We start from the raw sequence: 24,231 nt of genomic DNA, 5'->3' as shown, positions 1-24,231 counted from the left end.
TCCGGGAGAGGGCTAGGGTGAGGGGCTTTTCAATCCAGAATCCGCTGGAGAGTCCGCGTCACACCATCCTCGCGCAAGCTGTTACAGCACCACTCGAACGCCGCCACAAACTCCGCCGAACGCGGAATCGCCGTGCCAAAAATCTCCTCAACCGCCAACAACCGCTGCGTGATTAAAGCATCGTCCGCCACCAACGCCTGACAAAACGCCGCGCGCGGATCAGGAATCGAATAGGTGTCACCATTCTCATCCACCCCCTTCAAATACAACGCCCACGCCGCCACCACCAACGCCGCACGTTTAGTCTCCTGCCCATCAGCAATCAAGCGGTTGATGGTAGGAATAGTGAACTTGGGAAACTTCGACGAGCCGTCCGAACACACTCGCTCCAACTGATCGGCAATCGCCTGATTGGAAAACCGCGCCACCAGCGTGTTTTTGTAATCCGTCAGATCAATGCCGGGCACCGGCGCCAATTGCGGGGTCACGTCCAGATCCATGTAAGCGCGCATATAACGCACGAACAGCGGGTCATTCATGGTCTCGTGAACAAACCGGTAACCCTTCAAAAAGCCCAGATAGGTCAGCGCCAGGTGGCTGCCGTTGAGCAGTTTGATTTTCATCTCTTCGTAGGGCGAAACATCGTCGGTGAACTGCACACCGACCTTTTCCCACGCCGGGCGGCCATTGACGAATTTATCCTCCAGCACCCATTGCACAAACGGCTCGCAGACCACCGGCCAAGCATCGTCGACGCCGTGTTTATCGGCCAGTTGCAGGCGATGCGCGGTGCTGGTCATCGGCGTGATGCGGTCGACCATGGCGTTGGGGAAACTGACGTTGGCGTCGATCCAGCTGCACAGATTGCTGTTACGCAGCGTGGCAAAGGCCAGCAGCGCCTTGCGGGTCACGGCGCCGTTGTGCGGCAGGTTATCGCAGGACATCACGGTAAATGCCGGAATGCCCGCCGCGCGGCGTTTTTCCAGGGCTGCACACAAGAAGCCGAACACGGTTTTCGGGTCCTCTGGGTGGGCCAGGTCGTGTTGAATCTGTGGCAAGTGCGCCATGAACTCGCCGTTGCTGTCGTCGATGCAATAACCGCCCTCGGTGATGGTCAGCGAGACGATGCGGATTTGCGGATCGGCGAGTTTGTCGATCAATGCCTGAGCGCCGTCCTCGGCCAGCAGCATGTCGCGAATCGCGCCGATCACGCGGACTTCGGTGTCGTCGCTGTCGCCGAGTTCGAACAGCGTGAACAGGTAATCCTGCTCCTTGAGATCGTCGCGGGCGCGGCGGTCTTCGGCGCGCAGGCCGACGCCGCAAATCGCCCAGTCGAGCGCTTCGCCGGTGTTCATCAGGGCATCGGTGTAATACGCCTGATGTGCGCGATGGAAGCCGCCGACGCCGATGTGGGCGATGCCCTGGCGAGTGTCGCTGAGGCTGTAGGCCGGTAGTTGTACTTCGGCGGCCAGACGATGGAGATTCTGTTGGTTGAGTTTCATCGGGAATTCTCGAAGTCAGGCCGCAGCGCGCAGCGGACGGGTCAATGCGACACCTTCGGCATCGAATAAATGGCACTGGGCCGCGTCGAGGTGCAGGCTCAGTTGTTCGCCGTAACGGCTGGCCAGATCCCCGCGCACGCGCATGGTCAGGGCTTCGCCAGCGTTGGTGGTGACGTGGCAGAAGGTGTCGCTGCCCAAGCGTTCGCTAACGTCGGCGGTGACTTGCAGGCTGCAATCGCCGGGTTGCGCCAGCTCCAGATGCTCCGGGCGAATACCGAGGGTCACGGCGCTGCCGACACTCAGATTGCCGGCATTATAGGGCAGGGTGATGCGCGTACCGGCGTCCAGCGAGACTTCGCAGCTCTGGCCATCGACGCGGGCGATTTTACCTTTGAGGAAACCCATTTTCGGCGTGCCGAGGAACCCCGCGACGAACAGGTTCGCCGGGTTGTGATACAGGTCCAGTGGCGAGCCGACCTGTTCGATCTTGCCGCCATTGAGTACCACAACCTTGTCGGCCATGGTCATCGCTTCGACCTGATCGTGGGTCACGTAGATCATCGTCGCTTGCAGGTCTTTGTGCAGGCGCAGCAGTTCCAGACGCATCTGCACACGTAGCGCGGCGTCGAGGTTGGACAGCGGTTCGTCAAAGAGGAAGATTTTCGGATTACGCACGATGGCGCGACCGATCGCAACGCGCTGACGCTGGCCACCGGAGAGCTGCTTCGGCTTGCGTTCAAGCATCGGCCCGAGTTCGAGAATCCGCGCCGCTTCGCCGACTTTCTTCTCGACTTCGGCTTTCGGCACGCCGGCCAGATCGAGGGCGAACGACATGTTCTTTTTCACGGTCATGTGCGGGTACAGCGCGTAGGTCTGGAACACCATCGCCAGATCGCGCTTGGCCGGGCTGACTTCGGTGATGTCACGGCCATCGAGTTCGATGGTGCCGTCGCTGACTTCTTCGAGGCCGGCGATCAGCCGCAGCAAGGTGGATTTGCCGCAGCCCGACGGGCCGACGAAGACCACGAATTCCTTGTCGTTCACTTCAAGGTCGATGCCCTTGATGATGGAGAAACCTTCGAAGCCTTTTTGCAGATTCTTGATTTTCAGGTTGGCCATGATGATGGGCCTCCGCAATTTATTATTCAGATGAACCGGATCGGCTTTTCTGTGGGAGCGAGCTTGCTCGCGAAGGGGGCGTGTCAGTCACCATCAGTGTTTGATGACACTCCGCTTTCGCGAGCAAGCTCGCTCCCACAGGGGATAGGGTTGGGTTCGGGATGTTCATTTCACGGCGCCGAACGAGAGGCCGCGTACCAGTTGTTTCTGGCTGATCCAGCCGAAGATCAGGATCGGCGCACACGCCAGGGTCGACACCGCCGACAACTTGGCCCAGAACAAGCCTTCAGGACTCGAGTAAGAAGCGATCAAAGCAGTCAACGGCGCGGCCTTCGACGAGGTCAGGTTCAGCGACCAGAACGCCTCGTTCCAGCACAGAATCAGCGACAGCAGCACGGTCGAAGCGAGGCCACCCTTGGCGATCGGCAGCAGCACGCGAACCATTTCCTGCCACAGCGTGGCGCCGTCGAGGCGGGCGGCTTCGAGGATGTCTTTGGGGATGTCCTTGAAGTAGGTGTAAACCATCCAGACCACAATCGGCAGGTTGATCAGCGTATAGATCACGATCAGCGCGATGCGCGTGTCGAGTAGGCCGAAACTCTTCGCCAGCAGGTAGATCGGCATCAGCACGCCCACCGGCGGCAGCATCTTGGTCGAGAGCATCCACAGCAACGTGCCTTTGGTGCGCTGGGTTTCGTAGAACGCCATCGAGTACGCGGCCGGCACCGCGATCAGCAGACAAAGGGCCGTGGCGCTGAAGGAAATCACCACTGAATTCCAGGCGAAACTGAAGTAATCGCTGCGCTCATTGATGTGCAGGTAGTTCTCCAGCGTCGGCGTGAAGATGAACTGCGGCGGTGTGGCGAACGCGTCGATTTCGGTTTTGAAACTGGTCATCACCATCCAGAAGATCGGGAAGAAAATCACGATCGCGATGGCCCAGGCCAGGGTGCCGAGCAGCAGGCTTTGCAGCCGGCGGGATTGTTGAAGAGTCATGGCAGGCCTCAGGCTTTGTCAGTCAGGTTTTTGCCGATCATCCGCACCAGAATGATCGCGGCGATGTTGGCGATGACCACGGCAATCAAACCGCCCGCCGAGGCCATGCCGACGTCGAACTGCACCAGCGCCTGGTTGTAGATCAGGTAGGCGAGGTTGGTCGAGGCGTAGCCGGGGCCGCCGTTGGTGGTGGTGAAAATCTCGGCGAACACCGACAGCAGGAAGATCGTTTCGATCATCACCACCACCGCAATCGGCCGCGCCAGATGCGGCAGGGTCAGGTGCCAGAAGATCGCGACCGGCCCGGCGCCGTCAAGGCGTGCGGCTTCCTTCTGTTCCTGGTCGAGGGACTGCATGGCCGTCATCAGAATCAGGATCGCGAAGGGCAGCCATTGCCACGAGACAATGATGATGATCGACAGCAGCGGGTAGTGAGCGAGCCAATCCACCGGTTGCGCGCCGAAGAGTTTCCAGATGTAGGCGAGGATCCCCGAGACCGGATGGAAAATCAGGTTCTTCCAGATCAGCGCACCGACCGTGGGCATGATGAAGAACGGCGAAATCAGCATGACCCGGACGATGCCGCGCCCGAGGAATTCACTGGCCTCCAGCAATGCACTGATCAGCACGCCGAAGACCACGCTGATCAGCAACACGCTACCGACCAGCAACAGCGTGTTGGTAGCGCCGGGCATGAAGCCCGAGTCGGTCAGAAAGTAGCTGAAATTCTCCAGCCCGACGAACTGGTTTTCACCGGGGTAGAGCAGGTTGTAGCGGATCATCGAGAAGTAGATGGTCATGCCCAGCGGCACGATCATCCACAGCAGCAACAGGGCCACCGAAGGGCTGACCAGAAACCAGCCGGGATTGCGTACGCGGGCTTTGCGCGCAGGCTGCGACAGGTCGATGTGGGCTTTGGCAGTTGAAGTATTCATGGTGATCACAACCGAGTCATACAGACCTATGAAGATCTAATGCAGGAGTGAGCCTGCTCGCGATGGCGGTGTGTCAGTCACCGTCTGTTTCAGATTGAAAACCGCCATCGCGAGCAGGCTCACTCCTACAAAAGGCAGGAGCGAGCTGTTGCGGTTACTTGGGATAACCGGCGCGCTTCATCTCGCGTTCAGTGGTTTGCTGCGCGGCGGTCAAGGCTTGATCCACCGTGGTCTGGCCGATCAGCGCCGCCGAGAACAGCTTGCCGACCTGGGTGCCCACCGCCTGGAACTCAGGAATGGTCACCAGTTGAATGCCGATGTACGGCACCGGTTTCAGCGTTGGCTTGCTCGGATCAGCCGCTTTCAGCGATTCCAGCGTGACCTTGGCAAACGGCGCGGCGCTCATGTAGGCATCGCTGTAGGTCGAGGCGCGGGTGCCTGGCGGTACGTTGGCGATGCCGTCAGTTTTGGCCACCAACTCGCCGTACTCTTTGGAGGTCGCCCAGGCGCTGAACTCTTTCGCGGCGTCTTTGGCTTTGGAACTGGTCGGAATCGCCAGCGCCCACGAGTACAGCCAGGCCGAGCCTTTGTCAGTCACTTGATGCGGGGCGAAGGTGAAGCCGACATGATCGGCAACCTTGCTCTGGGTCTTGTCGGTGACGAACGAGCCGGCGACGCTGGCATCGACCCAGATCGCGCATTTGCCGCTGTTGAACAGTGCGAGGTTTTCGTTGAAACCGTTGCTGGAAGCGCCCGGCGGGCCGGATTTCTTCATGGTGTCGACGTAGAAATTCAGCGCGTTTTTCCATTCCGGCCCGGTAAATTCAGGCTGCCATTTCTCATCGAACCAGCGCGCGCCATAGGCGTTGGCGACGGTGGTGATCAGCGCCATGTTCTCGCCCCAGCCGGCCTTGCCGCGCAGGCAGATGCCGTACTGTTCCTTGTCCTTTTTCGTGAGCTTTTCGGCGAAACCGGCAATCTCTTCCCAGGTCGGACGCTCGGGCATGGTCAGGCCGGCATCCTTGAACAGGTCGGTGCGGTAATAGGTGATCGAGCTTTCCGCGTAGAACGGCAGGGCGTACAGCGAACCCTTGACCGACAGGCCTTCACGCACCGACGGGAACACATCGTCGAGGGCGTAACTGGCCGGCAGATCCTTCATCGGCTCGAGCCAGCCTTTGGCGCCCCACAGTGCCGCTTCGTACATGCCAATGGTCAACACGTCGAACTGGCCACCCTGGGTGGCGATGTCGGTGGTCAGGCGTTGACGCAGGACGTTTTCTTCGAGCACCACCCAGTTGAGCTTGATGTCCGGATGCTCGGTCTCGAAGGTTTTCGAGAGCTTTTGCATGCGGATCATGTCGCTGTTGTTGACGGTGGCGATGGTCAGGGTCTGGGCGCCAAGGCTGACGCTGCTGAGGGTCATGCAGGTGAGGGCAAGCAGAGTTTTTGCAGTCGGTTGCATCGTGCACTCCTTTTCTGCACCCGGAGGGTTACAGAAGGACAGTTATTGTTTTTGTGTCTTCCTGTGCAGGAAGAATGTGCGCTGATTACAGCCTTCAATCGCAGGACTGACAAATCATCCCTAGCACTTTTATCGATACTTTTTTGCACTGGGTGTTGGCCGGGTGAACGCAGGGAAGGGGGTTACAGCGGGGAGCAGTTAATGAATACGTACAGGTTTCAGAGCATTGCGAGGTCCATTGTGGGAGCGAGCTTGCTCGCGAATGCGTTGTATCAGTTTGCAAATTTGTTGCCTGACACGTCGCTTTCGCGAGCAAGCTCGCTCCCACAGGGGAACTGCATTGTCAGTGATGGTTTTGTTCAGTCAGGCGCTGCACGGCGAGCCGTCGGTAATGCGAGGGCGTCATGCCCTTGAGCTGCTGAAAGCGCCGATTGAAATTGGAAATGTTGTTGAATCCGGACTCGAAACACACGTCTGTCACCGGTTTGTCGCCATCAGCCAGCAATTCGCAAGACTTGCTGATACGCAGCCGATTGACGAACTCGATGAAATTGCGCCCGGTGGCCTGTTTGAATACGCGACTGAAATAGGTCGGCGTCATGCCCAAATGCTCGGCGACTTCTTCCAGCGAAATGTCGCGGGCGTAGTGGCTGAAGATGTAATCGACCGCGCGGTTAGTGCGGTCGATATTGTGTTCATCGGCCAGTTGCGGCGTGGTCGCACCGGACAGCAATTGGAAATCATCGCTCGCCGCGAGCAACTCCATCAGGATGAAGAAGTGCCCGAGGCGGGTGATGCCCTTGCTGTCGGCGATACGCTGCATCAGCGTCATGGCCTGGCGAATGGTGCGCTTGCAGCGAAATTCGATGCCGTACTGCGCGCGCTCCAGCAAGGGCGCCAGGGTTTTCAGTTCGGCGAACACCTGGTGGCCACTCTCGAACAACTCGTCAGTGAAGTTCACCAGCATGTCACGCTTCTCCACGACCTCTTCTTCGGCCACCTGACTGATCCAGTTATGCGGCAGGTTGGGACCGGTGAGAAACAGGGTTTCGGGGTAAAAGTTGCCGATGTAGTCGCCGATGAACACCTTGCCTGAGCTGGCCACGATCAAGTGCAGTTCGTATTCCTTGTGGAAATGCCAGCGCACCAGTGGGCACGGAAAACCGTGCTGGCGGTAGATGATGGACAACCCGTTATGGTCATCCATCAACTCGTACGAGGGGTCGGTCACGCGGGCGGTTCGGGTCATGGCCTAAGTACTTTTTCATGATCGCCAGGCGATCATGCCTCGTTTGCCGTGTGGTGCGCCAGCCTCGTTCAAGCCGGCTGTTGGTGGAGGGGCATTCTGGACTTCTCGATGGCTTTCTCCACATTGGCCTGTTGGCAAAAAAACACCACTTTCGAGTTTTTAATGAAGTCGAAGTTAATGATATTGCACTTTTTTGCCCAGTCTGATTTTACGGGATCAAACCAGTTGTCCAGATTATTGAGAATGCGCAAAGGGCCGCTGGCGATATAACAAGTTGCGCTCAGAGACCAAGGACGCAAGTGGCTGATGGAAGTGCCCATGACTTCTTTTATATAGCCGTGCAACTGGTGGGTGGTCACCAAGGTCTGGTTGATCCATTTATGATTGATTTGTGCCTGGAACCGGCTGTCTCGGGTTTCCCATGTCATCGGCGCGGCAACCAGGACTCGCTGTAGTCGGCTGACTTTTTTAAGTTGGCCTAGTGTCAGGTGGCGGTTTTCGGCAGGAATCATGTGTTGGCCAAAATGCTCGAGCATCAACTGTTTGAATTCAGCGTGGTTGAATTGCGCGTTGCCATTTGTCAATTCGTGGAAGTCAAGAATGATGAACTCATCGAAGCTGCGCTCAAGAAATGCCTTGACGTCGCGGATCAGATCGCCGAGATGGCGCGAAGATGTAAAGCCGTTGTGCTGGAAGCGAAATCTCTCAAGCCCTTGTGCCTGAGCGTCGTACAGCAGGCGTACATCAAGTGCCCGGGAGCCGCGATTGAGTTGCGCATAAAAGGGGATGTCCTGGCATGCCAGCCAGAGGCTCCCGGGAAGCTGAGCGTAGGAGGCTTCCAGGTCGCAGCCTGCATTGTGTGTGCCCGGTAAGGTCAACTCATTGAGAGACAAGTTATCAATCTGTGGTGTGTTGACCATCCATTGATGGGGTTGGAAATCATGAAAGTTCATGGTGTATATCCTGCGTGGATAGTGATTTAAAGTTATATGAGTGCGCGCGCAGGATGTTTATAGAGTCAAGTTCGTATTTGGCCAATCGCTGTTTGAATGCAAGTTATGTAGAGGCCTGGTTTAAGTCTTGGTTTGCTGTGGTGTTGCGGTTTTTTGCTTCAATCCATTGCGCCATATATTGAGTGCTTTTGTGCGCGTGATGGCGCAGCATGCTGCCGGTGAAGTTGTTGTTTCTGAGTGTTTGCAAGTGCTGTTGGCAGTGACGAAGTTTCTCAATAAGTGCCGGTCCGTGTATCGCTTGTTGGTAGCGCTCGGTGAGTAGCTGGGTTCCCGCCAGACAAGCTTCTTGCCAACGCGCCTCGTCCTTGTAAAGCGCCACGGCAGTGTTGGCGAGCTCGATTGCGCTGTTTGAAATGGAACCGGGCCAAGTGTGATCACCCTGCATTGCCTCAGCACCAACCGGCGTCGTGACGCTGGGTGTACCGCACAGCATGGCGTCGACCAGTTTGCCCTTGATCCCGGCACCAAAGCGCAAAGGCGCCAGGCACACCCGCGCAGCAGACATCACCTGCAACGCATCTTCGGCCCAGTTCATGATGTGGAAGCCTTCGCTGGCGTTATGCAGCGCCGTGGCTTTGGGCGGCGTGTAGGCGCCGTAGATATGCAATTGGGCCTGGGGCAACTGTTGGCGAATCAGCGGCCAGATGGTGCTCTTCATCCACAGCACGGCATCCCAGTTGGGCGCATGGCGGAAGTTGCCGATGCTCAAGAAGTTCGCCCGTTCTGCAAATGCTACCGGCTCAGCCGTCGGCGGGTCGATCATCAGCGGGCACCAGTGCAGCAATTGCCGAGGCAAGCCGAACTGCTCGATCAGCAGTTCGATTTCCACTTCGGAGATCATCAGGTTCAGATCGCAACGATACAACGCGGCAATTTCGCGTCTGGCCAGATCGCTCTCGGCCATCAGTTCGAACTCGTCGCGCAGGGCCGGGGCAAATACATCACTGAAATCATTCTGGTCCGGATTGACCTTGAGGCGAGACTTGAGCCGTTGGTGGCGCGCATGCCGCAGACTTTGCAGGTCGGAAGTTTCCAGCACGCGCAGTGCCTGAGGGCATTGTTTTTCAACCCGCCAGCCGAACTGTTCTTCCATCATGAACTGGTCAAACAACACAATGTCCGGCGCCAGTTCACTGATGAAGTGGTCAAAGCTGCTGTTGTTGAGTTCGATGGCCACTTCGCAGATGCCGAGTGCAGCAAGATCTGCTTTGTGCTCGCCGGGGCCGGCCGGGCTGCTGAAGGTAATGTCCCAGCCTTGTTGCAGGAAGGTTTCGAGGATCTGCATGACGTGCCCGCTCGCCGCTGAGGAGCGCGGTTCTGGCCAGACGTATCCGATGACCAGGACTTTGGTGGCGGGAGGCTGAATCATGCGAGTTTTTCCTGTGCAGCAAACGAGGGATGCGATGAAGGCGCAATTAAACCATGGCAGGGGCGGTATTTAACACTGTTATCAATATGCTTGGGCTTTACGGTAAAAATGCAGGTGAGAGGGTTGTTCTGCTATTGATTAATGTAATTGTTGTGCAAGATTTGCTAATGGTTATTAGCTTTATAAGTGTGCGGCAGTATTGATAGTTTCGCTTGCGTCACAGTCGTTGAAAGATGCGGTCCGCGTTTTAGTACTGTGCGCAGGAGACTATATGAACAATCAACTATCCGGGTTTTATGCCGGCTCCGAAGAATCGTTACTGTGGCTGCTGGACCCTTTGGCAGATGCCGATGAGACGCCAGTATTGTCGAGGGCGAGAAACGCCAGTTCGGTCTTGTCGTCAGGGGATGTCGTGGAAGGCGTCAATGTAAAAGAGCTGGCTCAGGAGATACTGCAAGGGTGTGCCGCAGTTATGGATGAGGTGAGTTTTGATCCTGCTCATTTCATTCGCGAGCGTATTGATGAAACTGTATTGGAAATTGTCATTGAAGACGATGTTCGCAAGCGTATTCAGCATGATTCCGCTGTCAGCGTTAAGTATTACGAGTTGGAAGCGCCTAAGCGCAGCGACTCGCTCCAAGGAGAGAAAAAAGCGGTTGTCTGGAAAGAAAAAGCATTCACTCTCGCAGAAATCTGCACTGACTATCACGTGCGTGTTCTCAAAGGACTCTATGGAGTGACCATACAGTGGCCTTCCTATTATCCGCAGAAACTCAGGGAGGTGTTCAATGATGCGGATTATCAAGAGGACTTTAAACAGTATGTAAAAGATAACTTGCGATCGCCTGCGGTTAGCGCATTTGGCCGCTTATTGAAAAAAACAGAGCTGAACAAGTTGGTCGTGGAATTCATCAAGAGTGGTGATCGCTCCCTGGATGATCAAGTCATCGCTTTCGAGTATCTCAAAGGCATGATTCCACCACGCTTGCTTAACTTGCACAGCGATCCTGATTTGAATGTAGATAACGCTGTTTTTATCGGACGAAGCAATCTGGACCGTGGCCTGGTGTTTTTCCTGGGGGAAGACAGTGCGGCCTTCGAGTTTCCCGCCGGACATGATGCCCGTGGGCGTTTTGTTGAAAATAACCAAGACTTCCAGAAGCGCCTGCTCAAGCGCGTGCCGTTACGCGATCAACAGAAACCGTATGTTCGTGATTTCAAATATCGCGGCGCAGAATTTCCCGTGTTCGTCACCCGTGCCAACTATCGGGAATTGGTATTTCGATCCAGTTCGGATATCGGTCAGGATTTGTTCGATCGTCAAATCGCGCGGGCACTTGCCGACATCGATACGCTCGTTTCAACGGAAGCCGAACGCTGGACCGATTTTGCATTGGAGGCGGCCGGTTATCTCCTGCAATGTGTTGCGTTTGCCGCCTCGTTGCCTTACGGCGGAACGGCGGCATTCGCGTCTGCTCCGATTCGCATGCTGATTCCTTTTCTCCTGGGACTCGGGGCTTCCGCGACCGATTTGATTCGTGCAGAGATATCGGATGATCCTTCCGAGACCGAGCGGTTGCGGATCAACGCCGCGATCGGTTTGCTGGCCGAACTTGCAGGCCCGATAGCCGAAAGGCTGATCGGCAAGACATTGTCGCTTGCGCTCAAGAGAGACGTGGGGCGCCGGGTGCTCCAGGCGCTCAAAAACAGCAATCGGCCTTCGGTCTTTCGCCGCTCGGCGACACGGCTGCGTCAACAGTTGGCGAGCACGACAGGAAAAGAGATTCCAGACGCAGCCAAAGGCTTGCTAGTTGCCGGTTATCTCGCCGAGTTGTCAGGCGGCCCGAACGTAGCGCAAAAGCTGGCAACGGAGACGCGGGTCATCCGCTTGTCCGGTCCCGAAAAGGGCTTTGTTTATCAGGGGTTCGTCTTTCGGGGAGACATGCGAGACCCTTCACTCATCTTTCAGAAGGGGTTTACCCAGCGCGCACCGATCAAGCACCTCGATCAGATCAACGGTTTGAAGGGGGGATATGGCGGCGCTCATGACGCACTCAGTCCTGATGGCGCGGGTATTTCCACCTCGGCATTCTATAAAAAGGACGGGGCGGGAGCCTTTGTCTATGGGGGACAGAAAGGTGGATTTACCTATTTCATCGACGCACGGCAAGTGGAAGGCTTTCATTTATACGCCAACACCGAACTGGCTTTTCGCCCCAACTCAGGCTTGAAAACCCTGCCACCGCTGGAGATCAATTATGGCGTTGACCTACCACCGGGTCTGATTCTGGGCGCCTATGACCCGGCCGGCAACTTCATCGCCAATCCCAAAGCGATCAATCGGGCCATTGCGGCGAGTGAAATCAACCCGCTGGCGGGAGCGGGCCGGGATGTGGGCAACAAATTACGTCAGCCATTTGCTGACGGAGAGTTGTTGTCACCCGTCGATTTCGGCAACGAAGCGCTGAACGCGCAGGAAGCGCTTGTGATGGCGGCTCAGTCTGCGTCGGAGGGCATGCGACCTGCGACAGGGAAGGTTGATAGCAGTGATATCAGTGCCTTCCGGGAGCGGCAGAACGCTAAACGAGATCGCTTGAACGCGAGAAACTGACACCTCAGGAAACCTCTGCCAGTTCGCGGTAAAGCATTTTGCCGATGAAAAAATGGCAATCGTGCGCCGGACTGGCATCCATGGGCTCGACAAAAACGAGTGTTGCGGGGGCACTGGCAACGGCTGAGGTAAGCAAATATCAATATGCAGAAGTCGCACAAAGCTATTCCGTGAGCGATACGCTTGATGTACCTATTGAAGAATGCTTTTGACTTTGTCGCGTAATTGATCGATGGAAAATGGCTTGCCGATAACATGCATGTCAGCAGGGGCGTCAATGTTTTCGGCATAACCACTGGCAAACAGAATCGGCAGGGCGGGGCGCAGTTTCCGTGCTTCGTCTGCCAGTTCGCGGCCATCCATGCCAGGCAAACCGACATCGGTCATCATCAGGTCAACCTCTTTGGTGGCGTCCTGGAGAACCTCCAGAGCCTGTTCGCTCCCATCTGCTTCGAGCACCTTGAACTCCAACTCCTCCAGCACATCGACGATCAGCATGCGCACGATGTTGTCGTCTTCTACGACAAGGATGGTGGGGGCGGGGTTAGACATATTAAGGCTCTCGAAAGTCAGTTCAGGGTCGCCGGTCGATCAAAAGTGCCGGGCTCTTTCATCAGTAAGTGGCGCAGTGCCACAAGTTCCCTGCCCGAGACAAAAAAAGCATAGCCGCAGACGGGGCCGCAAGGATAACTGTTCAAGGCTGTAAAGGTGCTGGTGCATGTAGGAATTTGCGGCGAAACGTGTGAGAAAAATGGATCCACGCCGTCGTTTTGGGGCAAACTGCCGGTTTTTCAACAGTTCGACAAGGCTGCCCCATGTCCTCTCCGTCTACGGTTGATGAGCAACGGTTTCGCAAACTCCTGAGTCGCAACATCAGTCTGCCTTTGGGCGTCGGTGTGCTCAGTGCCGTGTTCTTCGTGTCGCTGATCACTTATCTGCTGTCGGTAATCCAGTGGGTGGAGCACACCGACCGGGTGATCAATAACGCCAACGAAGCGGTGAAGCTGACCGTGGACCTTGAAACCGGCATGCGTGGTTTCCTGCTCAGCGGCGACGAGCATTTCCTCGACCCGTACGAAACGGCCAAGCCGCGCATCGCGGTGGCCCTCAATACCTTGCTCGAATTGACTGCCGACAACCCGGTGCAAACCGATCGTCTGCGCCGTCTGCAAGCTTTGCAGGTTGAGTGGTCCGATTACGCCCAGTCGATGATCGATCTGCAGCGCTCCAGTGGCGATTACCGGGGCGCGGTCAAGGCCGGACGCGGCAAACGCCTGACGGACGAGATCCGCAAGCAATTCGAAGACGTTATCGAGACCGAACAGGTCCTGCGCACCACGCGTAATGAAGACGTGCGCCGCACCACGATCTGGAGCATCAGCCTCTATCTGGTGTTCATTGCCGGTATCAGTGGCTTGCTGGCCTATATCGGCCGGCGTGATCTGGTCAACCTGTCGACCAACTACAGCGCCAACCTTGCCGCCCAACAAGCCAGTGCCGAACGTCTGGAGCAGCAGGCGTGGTTGCGCAATGGTCAGACCGAACTGGCCGAGCAGGTGCTGGGGCAACTGACACTGAATTTGCTGGGGCGCAATATTCTGCAATTCTGCGCGCAATACCTCGGCACCGCCGTGGCCGCACTGTATGTGCGTGAAGAACACGGCGGCCTCAAGCGTGTGGCCACTTACGGTTTCTCCCGCGAGCAGGAAGAACAAGATCAGTCGATCTACAGCGGCGAAGGCATTGTTGGCCAAGTGGCGCAGCAGGCGCGGTTGATCCGTCTGGATTCGGTACCGTCGGACTACTTCAAAGTCAGCTCCGGGTTGGGCGAGGGCTTGCCGCACAGTGTGCTGGTGGTGCCGACCAGTGATGACGACCGCGTCAATGGCGTGATCGAACTGGGTTTCCTGCGTCCGCTCTCGGATCGCGATATCGAACTGCTGGAACTGATTGCCGGCAATATCGGCACCTCCATCGAAGCCGCGCGCTACCGTCAGCGTTTGCAGGAAGTGCTGGCGGAAACCCAGCAACTCAACGAAGAGTTGCAGGTGCAGCAGGAAGAGTTGAAAACCGCCAACGAAGAACTGGAAGAGCAGTCGCGGATTCTCAAGGAGTCCCAGGCGCATCTGGAAACCCAGCAAGTCGAACTGGAACAGACCAACGAGCAACTTGCCGAACAAGCGCAGACGCTGGCCGAACAACGCGACGCCATGGATCTGAAAAACACCGAACTCAATCAGGCTCAGGTACAACTCGAAGAGCGCGCCGAAGAGCTTCAACGCTCGAGCAAGTACAAGTCCGAATTCCTTGCCAACATGTCCCACGAACTGCGCACGCCGCTGAACAGTTCGTTGATTCTGGCCAAGTTGCTCGCGGAGAACCCACAGGACAATCTCAGCGCCGAACAGGTCAAGTTTGCCGAGTCGATCTACTCCGCCGGCAACGATCTGCTCAACCTGATCAACGACATTCTGGACATCTCCAAGGTCGAGGCGGGCAAGCTCGAAGTGATTCCGGAGAACACTAGCGTGGCGCGTCTGGCCGATGGCCTGCGCAGCGTGTTCGAACCTTTGGCGGCGGACAAACAGCTGACCTTCAGCGTCGATGTGCAACCTGGAGCACCGGGCATGCTCTACACCGACCGTCAGCGGCTGGAGCAGGTGATCAAGAACCTGCTGTCCAACGCCGTGAAGTTCACCGAGAAGGGCGCGGTCAGCCTGACCGTCGCTGGCCAGCCGGATGATCGGGTCGCGTTCATCGTGCGCGATTCGGGTATCGGCATCGCCGCCGACCAGCAGGAAAGCATTTTCGAAGCCTTCCGCCAGGCCGACGGCACCACCAACCGCAAGTACGGTGGCACCGGTCTGGGCCTGTCGATTTCGCGGGATCTGGCGACCTTGCTTGGCGGTTCGATCAGCGTCAGCAGCACACCGGGGCAGGGCAGTGTGTTCACATTGCTGTTGCCGCAGCAGTTCAACGAGTCCAATGAAGTTGCGTTCACACCGTTGACCTTTACCCCGCCAGCGGCGGTGGCCAGCGCGCCACTGGCGCCGGTTGTTTCGCCGTTGGCGCCGGTGCATATTCCGCGCTTCGCCGATGACCGCAACAAGGCTCCATTCGCCACGCGCTGCATTCTGGTGGTGGAAGACGAGCCGAACTTTGCGCACATCCTCTACGATCTGGCGCATGAACTGGGCTATCAGTGCCTGGTGGCCCATGGCGCGGACGAAGGTTACGACCTCGCCAAAGAGTTCGTGCCGGACGCGATCCTGCTCGACATGCGCCTGCCGGATCACTCCGGCCTCACCGTGCTGCAACGCCTGAAGGAACACGCTGGAACCCGGCACATCCCGGTGCATGTGATTTCCGTCGAGGACCGTGTCGAAGCGGCAATGCACATGGGCGCGATCGGCTATGCGGTCAAACCGACCACCCGCGAAGAGCTCAAGGACGTGTTCGCCCGTCTCGAAGCCAAGCTGACCCAAAAGGTCAAACGCGTGCTGTTGGTCGAGGACGACGATTTGCAGCGCGAAAGCATTGCCCGTCTGATCGGTGACGAAGACATCGAAATCACCGCCGTCGGCCTCGCGCAGGATGCTCTGGAGCTGCTGCGCACGACGATCTACGACTGCATGGTCATCGACCTGAAGTTGCCGGACATGCTCGGCAATGACCTGCTCAAGCGCATGTCCACCGAGGACATCTGCTCGTTCCCGCCGGTTATCGTCTACACCGGGCGCAACCTGACTCGCGATGAAGAGGCCGAACTGCGCAAGTACTCGCGCTCGATCATCATCAAGGGCGCACGTTCGCCAGAGCGCTTGCTGGACGAGGTCACACTCTTTCTGCACAAAGTCGAATCGCAGTTGTCCCATGAACGGCAGAAGATGCTCAAGACCGCGCGCAGCCGCGACAAGGTCTTCGAGGGTCGCAAAGTGCTGTTGGTGGACGACGATGTGCGCAACATTTTCGCCCTCACCAGTGCTCTGGAGACCAAAGGCGCAGTCGTGGTCATCGGCCGTAACGGGCGTGAGGCGATTGAAAGACTCAATGAAGTCGAGGACATCGATCTGGTGTTGATGGACGTGATGATGCCGGAAATGGACGGTTTCGAAGCCACCATTGAAATCCGCAAGGATCCGCGCTGGCGCAAACTGCCGATCATCGCGGTGACGGCCAAGGCCATGAAGGACGATCAGGAGCGCTGCCTGCAGGCAGGCGCCAATGATTACCTGGCCAAGCCCATTGACCTGGATCGCCTGTTCTCGTTGATTCGCGTGTGGTTACCGAAGATGGAACGCATTTAGTGGAACGCAGTACGTCAGCCGAACGAAACAGTGAAATCGAACTGCGCTTGTTGATTGAGGCGATCTACCTCAAGTACAGCTACGATTTTCGCGATTACTCCGGCGCTTCGATCAAGCGCCGGGTGCAGCACGCGCTGAGCCAGTTCGAGTGCGCGACCATTTCGGCATTGCAGGAAAAGGTTCTGCATGACCCGACGGCGTTCATGCAGTTGCTGCAACTGCTGACGATTCCGGTCAGCGAGATGTTTCGTGACCCGTCGCACTTCCTCGCGATCCGCCGGGAAGTGGTGCCGCTGCTGCGCACTTATCCGTCGATCAAGATCTGGATCGCCGGATGCAGCACCGGCGAGGAGGTCTATTCGATGGCGATTCTGTTGCGCGAAGAAGGCCTGCTCGATCGCACGATCATCTATGCCACCGATATCAACCCGCGCTCGCTGGACAAGGCCAAGCAGGGGATTTTCTCAATGGAGAATGTTCGTGCGTACACGGCCAACTATCAGCAGGCTGGTGGCCAGCGCTCGTTTGCCGACTACTACACTGCAGCTTACGGTTACGCGATTTTCGACAAGAGCCTGTGTGAGAACGTGACCTTCGCCGACCACAGTCTGGCGACGGACAGCGTGTTCTCCGAAACTCAATTGATTTCCTGTCGCAACGTACTGATTTACTTCAACAAGAAACTTCAGGACCGCGCCTTTGGTCTGTTTCATGAATCGCTGTGCCACCGCGGCTTTCTAGTGCTGGGCAGCAAGGAAACGCTGGATTTCTCCGGTTACGCGAATCAGTTCGAAGCGCTGGTCAAACAAGAACGGATCTACCGTAAAACATGAATGAGGCTGTGGATTTACCTCGCGTCGAGGCAATAGTGGTCGGAGCTTCCGCCGGTGGCGTCGAGGCGCTGCTGAGCCTGCTCGGACCGCTGCGCCGAGGCTACAGGTTGCCGATCATTGTGGTCCTGCACCTGCCCGAAGAGCGCCGCAGCCAATTGGCCGAGGTCTTCTCCCGGCGTGTGGAGATGCCAGTGCACGAGGCTGCCGACAAACAGGACATCGTTGCCGGCAACGTGTATTTCGCCACGCCCGGTTATCACCTGTCGGTGGAGCAGGATCGCAGCCTCTCGTTGAGCCTGGAGGAGCGCGTGCATTATTCACGGCCATCGATCGACTATCTGTTTGAGTCGGCCGCCGACGCCTACGGTTCTTCCTTGGCCGCTGTACTGCTGACCGGCGCCAATCACGATGGCGCGCGCGGGTTGGCCGAGGTCAAGCGCTGCGGCGGTTTGACCATCGTCCAAGACCCCGAAGACGCGCAAGTCGCCACCATGCCCTTGGCTGCACTGAAGATTCAGCAGCCGGATCATGTCCTACCCATTCACGGCATCGGCCGTCTGCTTGTCGAGCTGGAACGAATCGCATGCTGAGTAATATCCAAGCCAAACTGCTGATCGTCGATGATCTGCCGGAGAACCTGCTGGCGCTCGAAGCGCTGATCAAGCGCGAAGACCGTACCGTCTATAAAGCTCTATCGGCGGATGAAGCGCTGTCGTTGTTGCTGCAACATGAGTTCGCCATGGCCATCCTCGACGTGCAGATGCCGGGCATGAATGGCTTCGAACTCGCCGAGTTGATGCGTGGTACCGAGAAAACCAAGAATATCCCGATCATTTTCGTCAGCGCCGCCGGCCGTGAACTGAATTATGCGTTCAAGGGTTACGAGAGCGGGGCGGTGGACTTTCTGCACAAACCGCTGGATATCCATGCGGTCAAAAGCAAGGTCAATGTCTTCGTCGATCTGTACCGCCAGAGCAAAGCGCTCAAGCAACAGCTCGAAGCCCTGGAGCAGGCCCGTCGCGAGCAGGAAGCGCTGCTGCAACAACTGCAGAACACCCAGCTGGAGCTGGAGCAGGCCGTGCGCATGCGTGATGACTTCATGTCGATCGTTGCCCACGAAGTGCGGACGCCGCTCAACGGCCTGATCCTCGAAACCCAGTTGCGCAAGATGCACTTGGCTCGGGACAACGCTGCGGCGTTTACCCTCGACAAGATGCACGCCATGGTCGACCGCGATGAACGGCAGATCAAAAGCCTGATCCGCCTGATCGAAGACATGCTCGACGTGTCGCGCATTCGCACCGGCAAATTGTCGATCCGACCGAGTCGTTTCGATCTGGTGCAACTGGTCAGCAACCTGCTGCAAAATTTTGCGCAACAGATCGAAGCCGCTGAAACCGAAGTGTCGTTTACCGCGCCAGTACCGGTGGAAGGCCATTGGGACGAGTTCCGCATCGAGCAGGTAGTCACCAATCTGCTGACTAACGCTCTGCGTTACGGCGGTCGCAGTCCGATCCAGGTGCGGGTTTACTGTGAAGGTGATGAAGCGCGGATCGAGGTGCAGGACCGTGGCATCGGCATCAGCCAGGACAACCAGAAGCGTATTTTTCAACAGTTCGAACGGGTTTCCGCCAAGACGGTAGTGGCCGGGCTCGGGCTGGGTCTGTTCATTTCCGAGCAGATCGTCGCCGCCCATGGCGGCTCCATCGTCGTCGAGAGTGAAATCAACGAAGGCGCCCTGTTTCGCGTTTGTCTGCCAATCCAGGAAAACGGCAAATCCGACGCAACCTCTGAGTGACCACACGGTCGTATCAGCAGCTATTGACCGAACAAAGGCTTCCCATGAGCGTAGATGCACAAGATGTAGTACTCGTCGTCGAGGACGAACCGGTTATCTTGATGGTCCTGACGGATTACCTGTCAGGGCAGGGGTATCGCGTGTTGCAGGCCGAAAACGGCGAGCAGGCGTTCGAAATTCTTGCGAGCAAGCCACATCTGGACATGTTGATCACCGATTTCCGCTTGCCCGGCGGGATCTCCGGTGTGCAGATCGCCGAGCCGGCCGTTAAGCTGCGCCCGGACCTTAAAGTGATTTTCATCAGCGGTTATCCGCAGGAAATCCGCGAAACCGGCAGCCCGATCACGCGCAAGGCGCCGATCCTGGAAAAGCCGTTTGACCTGGATGTGTTGCAGGAAAAGATTCAGGAATTGCTCGCCTGATATCTGTGTAGGAGCTGCCGCAGGCTCGGGCCGCGATCGGACGATCTTTTGATCTTTTTTAACGATCAACATCAAAAGATCGTAGCCTGCGGCAGCTCCTGCAGTTTCAGTATTATCAGCTTTTGATCATCTCCCGCACTTTGGCGGTCAGCAGGTCAAACGTGAACGGTTTGGTGATCATCTGCATCCCCGAATCGAGGAACCCGCCACGCACCGCCGCGTGCTCGGCGTATCCGGTGATGAACAGGACCTTCAGACCTGGCCGATATTGTCGACCAACCTCCGCCAGTTGCCGACCGTTCATGCCCGGCAGACCGACATCACTGATCAGCAGATCGATGCGCTGCGTCGAGTTCAGAATCGGCACCGCGCTGTCAGCATCCCAGGCCTCGACAAAGGCATAACCCAACTCACCGAGTACCGCGCAAACCAGCACGCGCACGGCCGGGTCGTCTTCGACGATCAGCACGGTTTCGCCGTCAAGCGCATCCGGCAATTGCGGAATATCGGCGACGGGGCTGGCCAGTTCTTCGCCGCGAAAGCGCGGCAAGTACAGTCTCACTGTGGTGCCTTCATCGATCTCGCTGTCGATCGAGACATGGCCGCGTGACTGCTTGCTGAAACCGTAGATCATCGACAGGCCCAGTCCCGTGCCCTGGCCGATCGGTTTGGTGGTGAAAAACGGATCGAACGCACGGTTGACGACACTTTGAGGCATGCCACTGCCGTTGTCGGTGACACTGAGCATCACGTAATCACCGGGTTCGAGGTTGTTGTAGGCCTCGGTGAATTCGCGCTTGAGCACCTGGTTGCTAGTCTCGACCACCAGTTTGCCGCCGTCGGGCATCGCGTCGCGGGCATTGATCACCAGGTTGAGCAGGGCGCTTTCCAGTTGATTGGGATCCGCCTCCGCAACCCACAGATTGTCGTTGAGGCGCATGTCCAGCTGAATGCTTTCGTTGAGGCTGCGTTGCAGCAACTCGCCCATGGACTGCACCAGGGTGTTCATCTGCACGGCTTTTGAATCGAGCGACTGCCGACGGGAAAATGCCAACAGGCGATGGGTCAGGCCGGCGGCACGGTTGGCCGAAGTCACGCCCAGATCAATCAGGCTGTCGAGGTCATCGGTGCGACCACGGGCCAAACGTCGACGCAACAACTCAAGACTGCCGATGATGCCAGTGAGCATGTTGTTGAAGTCGTGGGCGATACCACCGGTGAGTTGGCCGACCGCTTCCATTTTCTGTGATTGGCGCAGCGCTTCTTCGTTGTGGCGCAGTTGTGCGGTGCGCTCTTCGACCTGTTGCTCAAGGGTTTCCAGAGTCGACTGCAGGCGCCGTTCGCTCTCACTCAGATCGATCAGCCGGTCGCGGGCTTCGTATTGTCGTCGGCGGCCGCGCAATGCGGCGGAAACCATACTGACCAGCGTCGCCGGATGAAACGGTCGCTCAAGGAACGTCACGTTGCCCAGCAGATCGCTGAGGCGTGAGGAGGGGCCCTGTTCCTGACCGCCGTGATGGGTCAACAGCACAATCGGCAGATCCGACCAGGCAGGTTGCTCTTCCAGATACAGGAACAGCGCTTCCAGTTCCGGCCCGCGCAAGGCTTCGGCGGCGACCAGCACCAGGCCGGCACCGATTTCGATTTCCTTGCACAGCGCACCCAGACTTGGCGTGACGACTCCGCCGTAACCCGCCTCGTTGAGGATCATCAGCGCAATCTGGCTGTCGCGACCCACGGGCGCCAGAATCAGCGCCCGTTCGGCCAGCGGCACTTGAACCGTCACAAGCGCTCTTCCTGCAGTAACGGATTACTCGCGCCGAGGTATGTCGGGACACCGCGCAGTACGCCCTGAAAGGCTTCCAGCGGTTCGCCGATGGTCATGCCTTGCGTGGAAATGCGGTATTCACGAATGGTCGATTCGTGGCTGCCGGTGCGTTTCTTGATGATCGAGATCGCGCGGCGGACTTTGCCTAGTGCTTCGAAGTAGCGCAACAGAATCACCGTGTCAGCCAGATAAGTAATGTCGACCGGCGCTTGCATGTCGCCGACCAGACCATGCTGGGCAACCGTCATGAACGTCGCCGCGCCTTTGCGGTTCAGGTACAGCAACAGTTCGTGCATGTGCAGTACCAGCGCGTTTTCTTCCGGCATTGCTGCCTGATAGCCGTTGATGCTGTCGATAACCACGGTTTTGATTTGACCTTCATCGACACAGCGGCGCACGCGGTGGGAGAACTCGCCCGGTGACAGTTCGGCGGCGTCGACCTGTTCGATCAACAGATTGCCGGTCGCCTGCAGGGCCTTGAGGTCGATGCCGATGTTTTTCATGCGCTCGAACAGCAGGCCCAGTTCTTCATCAAAGATAAACAGTGCGGCTTTCTCGCCACGGAGCACGGCAGCGGCGGCGAAGATCATCGAGATCAGCGATTTACCGGTACCGGCAGGGCCGAGAATCAGCGTGCTGGAGCCGGTCTCGATGCCGCCGCCGAGCAGGGCGTCCATTTCCGGGATGCCACTGGACAGTTGCAAACGCGCATAGTCGCCACGATGTTCAGCCGCCACCAGGCGCGGGAACACGTGCACGCCGTCGCCCATGATGGTGAAGTCGTGGAAACCGCCGCGATATTTCTGGCCTCGGTACTTGACCACTCGCACGCGTCGCCGCTCGGCGCCGTAGTTAGGCGTCAGCTCTTCGAGGCGGATCACCCCGTGGGCCACACTGTGCACGGTTTTGTCGAGGGATTCGGTGGTCAGGTCGTCAAGCAGCAGTACCGTGGCGTTGTAGCGCACAAAGTAATGCTTGATGGCCAGAATCTGGCGGCGATAACGCAACGAACTCTGCGCCAGCAAGCGGATCTCCGACAGGCTGTCGAGCACCACACGCGTGGGCTTGAAGCGTTCGACCGCTTCGAAAATCTGCTTGGTGGCTTCGCCCAGTTCCAGGTCGGAGGAATACAGCAGGCTCTGTTGGTGCTCAGCATTGAGCAGGCTTTCCGGGGGCGTCAGCTCGAAGATCTTGATGTTGTCATCCAGCGTCCAGCCGTGGGACGACGCCCCTTGCCTCAGTTCGCGCTCGGTTTCCGAGAGCGTGATGTACAACGAGCGTTCGCCGGCTTTCGCGCCGGCCAAGAGGAAATGCAACGCGACCGTGGTTTTGCCGGTTCCGGGCTCACCCTCCAGCAAAAAAACATGACCGCGAGACAAACCACCGGCCAGGATGTCATCCAGACCCACAATGCCGGTAGCGGCTTTCGCACTGATCAACTCGTTAGAAGTAGACAAAAAATGCCCTCTCATGACTAAGGGAAGCGAGGCCGCCAACTAATTGAGCGGCCTGATTAACTTGACCCTATGGCGTGATGGCAGTTCCGAAATTCCTTGCCGGATGTGTCCAACGAGCGGTCAAAAGTACTTCAGAGGCCTTGCTGTAACTCAGGATCATCCGGGTTCAGCTGCTCCAGTTGCGCCAGCAGGATCTGCACATTCTGCAGTTGTCCGCTTTCCTTCCAGTAATTGATCAGCAAGACCCGCGCCTTGCGGTCGGCGGGGTGGCGCTGGACGATTTCCTGCAATTGCTTCTGCGCCGCTTCCAGTTCTTCGGCGCTGTGCAGGGTGGTGGCGAGGTCGTAGCGATAATCCTTGTTGTCCGGCTCAAGCTCCACGGCTTTGGACAAACCGAGCAGGGCGTATTCGCGCTGATCGTGGTGCAACAGCCAAAGGCCCAAGGCATGTTGCAGATAAGCCGAGTCAGGTTGTGCCTTGAGTTGTTGGCCCAGCAATTGGCGGGCGGCATCGGTTTGGCCCTGGCGATCGAGGACATCGATCTGCATCACCAGCGCCTGCAGATTGCCGGGTTCCATGCGCAGGGTATTCTCAAGCGCGACCTGTGCCTCTTTGAGTTCGGCGTTGTGTAGATGCAGTCGGGCCAGTTGCGCGTAGTTGGCAGCGCTTTCCGGCAGTGCCTTGAGCGTTTGCTCCCAACCGTCGATCGCTTGTTGCAGCGGCGCGAAATACAGCCCCAGCTCATCCGGGGTCAAGCCGAGCAGGGCGTTGATCGCGGCGAAGCGAACAGTTTGATCCTCATCCTCGAGCATTGGCCCGAGCAACAGGCTTCGTTGCCCGCCCGGCACCAGTCCGACCACGCTTTTGATCGCCGCCAGCCGCACGGCGGGGGATTCGTTTTGCAGGTCTGTGTCGGCCAGCTTCAACGCCTGTGGACTCGGGTAGTTAGGCAGCTCGCCATGCAGCCACACGCGGCGCTTGACCGAAATGTCCGGACGGCCCAGTTGCTGATACAACTGACGCGCCGCGCCCGGTTGACCCTTGCGCGCGGCATCCAACGCCTCGCTATAGCCGTGTTTGATCGCATCGGGTATGACCGGCACGGTACTGCGCACGGACAACCACGCGACAATGACGACAAGCACAAGGCCCAGGCTGATAAGCAAGTAGCGGCGAGACTGAGGCATGCAGGTTTCCGAAACAGGCGTTCTTGAGCAGAGCGGCAAGCTTCGGTCAGCTTCGGCCATGAGTCAAACTCTTGCATGCGAATCGCCCTACAAACTGCGTCGACTCAGTTACCCGTCAGTCTTTCGTTGCAGTGTCTACG

The 24,231-nt window shown here is 57.6% G+C and carries 18 protein-coding genes; 6 read left to right on the top strand and 12 right to left on the bottom strand.

From position 1 onward, the window contains the following. Nucleotides 1-29: 29 nt before the first annotated feature. The 8 genes from CLU80_RS29495 to CLU80_RS29455 form a co-directional block, all read right to left on the bottom strand. Nucleotides 30-1,502, bottom strand: a complete 1,473-nt coding sequence (locus tag CLU80_RS29495) for a mannitol dehydrogenase family protein (RefSeq protein WP_099759252.1) — start codon at nt 1,500-1,502, stop codon at nt 30-32. Nucleotides 1,503-1,517: 15 nt separating this feature from the next. Further along, complete coding sequence (locus CLU80_RS29490; RefSeq protein WP_099759251.1) at nt 1,518-2,621, bottom strand: ABC transporter ATP-binding protein; 1,104 nt, start codon at nt 2,619-2,621, stop codon at nt 1,518-1,520. 165 nt (nt 2,622-2,786) lie between these two features. After that, entirely contained in the window at nt 2,787-3,617 is an 831-nt protein-coding gene (locus CLU80_RS29485) for a carbohydrate ABC transporter permease (protein ID WP_034154211.1), read from the bottom strand. Between the two features lie 8 nt (nt 3,618-3,625). Next, nucleotides 3,626-4,552 carry a carbohydrate ABC transporter permease gene (locus tag CLU80_RS29480; RefSeq protein WP_099759433.1) on the bottom strand — a complete coding sequence of 309 codons (927 nt, stop codon included), beginning with the start codon at nt 4,550-4,552 and terminating at the stop codon, nt 3,626-3,628. 154 nt (nt 4,553-4,706) lie between these two features. After that, a complete protein-coding gene (locus tag CLU80_RS29475; RefSeq protein WP_099759250.1) occupies nt 4,707-6,017 on the bottom strand; it encodes an ABC transporter substrate-binding protein in 1,311 nt (436 codons plus the stop codon). A 343-nt stretch (nt 6,018-6,360) separates the two neighbouring features. Further along, entirely contained in the window at nt 6,361-7,266 is a 906-nt protein-coding gene (locus tag CLU80_RS29465) for an AraC family transcriptional regulator (RefSeq protein ID WP_099759249.1), read from the bottom strand. 68 nt (nt 7,267-7,334) lie between these two features. After that, on the bottom strand, nt 7,335-8,219 hold the full coding sequence (locus CLU80_RS29460; protein ID WP_095050858.1) for a phosphatidylinositol-specific phospholipase C domain-containing protein: 885 nt from the start codon (nt 8,217-8,219) through the stop codon (nt 7,335-7,337). A 103-nt stretch (nt 8,220-8,322) separates the two neighbouring features. Continuing rightward, complete coding sequence (locus tag CLU80_RS29455; protein ID WP_099759248.1) at nt 8,323-9,648, bottom strand: glycosyltransferase; 1,326 nt, start codon at nt 9,646-9,648, stop codon at nt 8,323-8,325. Nucleotides 9,649-9,919: 271 nt separating this feature from the next. Between CLU80_RS29455 and CLU80_RS29450 the strand changes: the two genes are divergently transcribed. Next, the gene (locus tag CLU80_RS29450) at nt 9,920-12,259 is read left to right on the top strand and encodes a hypothetical protein (RefSeq protein WP_099759247.1); all 2,340 of its coding nucleotides are present in this window, start codon (nt 9,920-9,922) and stop codon (nt 12,257-12,259) included. A gap of 192 nt (nt 12,260-12,451) precedes the next feature. Here the strand turns inward: CLU80_RS29450 and CLU80_RS29445 are convergent, their stop codons facing one another. Continuing rightward, nucleotides 12,452-12,811, bottom strand: coding sequence for a response regulator (locus CLU80_RS29445; protein WP_093431251.1), 360 nt, complete (start codon nt 12,809-12,811; stop codon nt 12,452-12,454). 263 nt (nt 12,812-13,074) lie between these two features. On the opposite strand from CLU80_RS29445, the gene CLU80_RS29440 reads away from it, so the two are divergent. From CLU80_RS29440 to CLU80_RS29420, 5 genes are read left to right on the top strand one after another with little or no spacing between them, the layout of a single operon-like run. Continuing rightward, complete coding sequence (locus CLU80_RS29440) at nt 13,075-16,566, top strand: response regulator (protein WP_099759246.1); 3,492 nt, start codon at nt 13,075-13,077, stop codon at nt 16,564-16,566. Continuing rightward, nucleotides 16,566-17,399 (top strand): CheR family methyltransferase, encoded by an 834-nt coding sequence (locus CLU80_RS29435; RefSeq protein WP_099759245.1) that lies wholly within the window; start codon nt 16,566-16,568, stop codon nt 17,397-17,399. The genes CLU80_RS29440 and CLU80_RS29435 overlap by 1 nt, the downstream gene beginning before the upstream one ends. Continuing rightward, nucleotides 17,396-17,989: a chemotaxis protein CheB gene (locus CLU80_RS29430; RefSeq protein ID WP_099759244.1), complete on the top strand. Its 594-nt coding sequence runs from the start codon at nt 17,396-17,398 to the stop codon at nt 17,987-17,989. Before CLU80_RS29435 ends, CLU80_RS29430 begins: the two co-directional genes overlap by 4 nt. Beyond that, complete coding sequence (locus CLU80_RS29425; RefSeq protein WP_095050852.1) at nt 17,983-19,197, top strand: hybrid sensor histidine kinase/response regulator; 1,215 nt, start codon at nt 17,983-17,985, stop codon at nt 19,195-19,197. The genes CLU80_RS29430 and CLU80_RS29425 overlap by 7 nt, the downstream gene beginning before the upstream one ends. Before the next feature lie 44 nt (nt 19,198-19,241). Next, the gene (locus tag CLU80_RS29420; RefSeq protein WP_003225116.1) at nt 19,242-19,619 is read left to right on the top strand and encodes a response regulator; all 378 of its coding nucleotides are present in this window, start codon (nt 19,242-19,244) and stop codon (nt 19,617-19,619) included. 115 nt (nt 19,620-19,734) lie between these two features. Here the strand turns inward: CLU80_RS29420 and CLU80_RS29415 are convergent, their stop codons facing one another. The 3 genes from CLU80_RS29415 to CLU80_RS29405 all read right to left on the bottom strand — a co-directional run bounded on the left by CLU80_RS29415 (nt 19,735) and on the right by CLU80_RS29405 (nt 24,091). Then, nucleotides 19,735-21,405 carry an ATP-binding protein gene (locus CLU80_RS29415; RefSeq protein WP_099759243.1) on the bottom strand — a complete coding sequence of 557 codons (1,671 nt, stop codon included), beginning with the start codon at nt 21,403-21,405 and terminating at the stop codon, nt 19,735-19,737. Next, nucleotides 21,402-22,904, bottom strand: coding sequence for an ATPase domain-containing protein (locus CLU80_RS29410; protein WP_093431272.1), 1,503 nt, complete (start codon nt 22,902-22,904; stop codon nt 21,402-21,404). Before CLU80_RS29410 ends, CLU80_RS29415 begins: the two co-directional genes overlap by 4 nt. A gap of 131 nt (nt 22,905-23,035) precedes the next feature. Continuing rightward, complete coding sequence (locus CLU80_RS29405; protein ID WP_093431275.1) at nt 23,036-24,091, bottom strand: tetratricopeptide repeat protein; 1,056 nt, start codon at nt 24,089-24,091, stop codon at nt 23,036-23,038. Between the last annotated feature and the right edge of the window lie 140 nt (nt 24,092-24,231).

The sequence above is a fragment of the Pseudomonas sp. 29 genome, from assembly GCF_002754355.1.
Classification (GTDB): Bacteria; Pseudomonadota; Gammaproteobacteria; order Pseudomonadales; family Pseudomonadaceae; genus Aquipseudomonas; species Aquipseudomonas neuropathica.
Note: the sequence above shows the minus strand (reverse complement) of the source record. Positions and strands in the feature narration are given on the sequence as shown.

Coding starts and splice junctions, on each gene's coding strand:
- CLU80_RS29430 (WP_099759244.1), top strand. CDS start 17,396: ATGAATGAGGCTGTGGATTTACCTCGCGTCGAGGCAATAGTGGTCGGA.
- CLU80_RS29440 (WP_099759246.1), top strand. CDS start 13,075: ATGTCCTCTCCGTCTACGGTTGATGAGCAACGGTTTCGCAAACTCCTG.
- CLU80_RS29485 (WP_034154211.1), bottom strand. CDS start 3,617: ATGACTCTTCAACAATCCCGCCGGCTGCAAAGCCTGCTGCTCGGCACC.
- CLU80_RS29425 (WP_095050852.1), top strand. CDS start 17,983: ATGCTGAGTAATATCCAAGCCAAACTGCTGATCGTCGATGATCTGCCG.
- CLU80_RS29465 (WP_099759249.1), bottom strand. CDS start 7,266: ATGACCCGAACCGCCCGCGTGACCGACCCCTCGTACGAGTTGATGGAT.
- CLU80_RS29460 (WP_095050858.1), bottom strand. CDS start 8,219: ATGAACTTTCATGATTTCCAACCCCATCAATGGATGGTCAACACACCA.
- CLU80_RS29450 (WP_099759247.1), top strand. CDS start 9,920: ATGAACAATCAACTATCCGGGTTTTATGCCGGCTCCGAAGAATCGTTA.
- CLU80_RS29480 (WP_099759433.1), bottom strand. CDS start 4,552: ATGAATACTTCAACTGCCAAAGCCCACATCGACCTGTCGCAGCCTGCG.
- CLU80_RS29420 (WP_003225116.1), top strand. CDS start 19,242: ATGAGCGTAGATGCACAAGATGTAGTACTCGTCGTCGAGGACGAACCG.
- CLU80_RS29475 (WP_099759250.1), bottom strand. CDS start 6,017: ATGCAACCGACTGCAAAAACTCTGCTTGCCCTCACCTGCATGACCCTC.
- CLU80_RS29490 (WP_099759251.1), bottom strand. CDS start 2,621: ATGGCCAACCTGAAAATCAAGAATCTGCAAAAAGGCTTCGAAGGTTTC.
- CLU80_RS29495 (WP_099759252.1), bottom strand. CDS start 1,502: ATGAAACTCAACCAACAGAATCTCCATCGTCTGGCCGCCGAAGTACAA.
- CLU80_RS29455 (WP_099759248.1), bottom strand. CDS start 9,648: ATGATTCAGCCTCCCGCCACCAAAGTCCTGGTCATCGGATACGTCTGG.
- CLU80_RS29405 (WP_093431275.1), bottom strand. CDS start 24,091: ATGCCTCAGTCTCGCCGCTACTTGCTTATCAGCCTGGGCCTTGTGCTT.
- CLU80_RS29445 (WP_093431251.1), bottom strand. CDS start 12,811: ATGTCTAACCCCGCCCCCACCATCCTTGTCGTAGAAGACGACAACATC.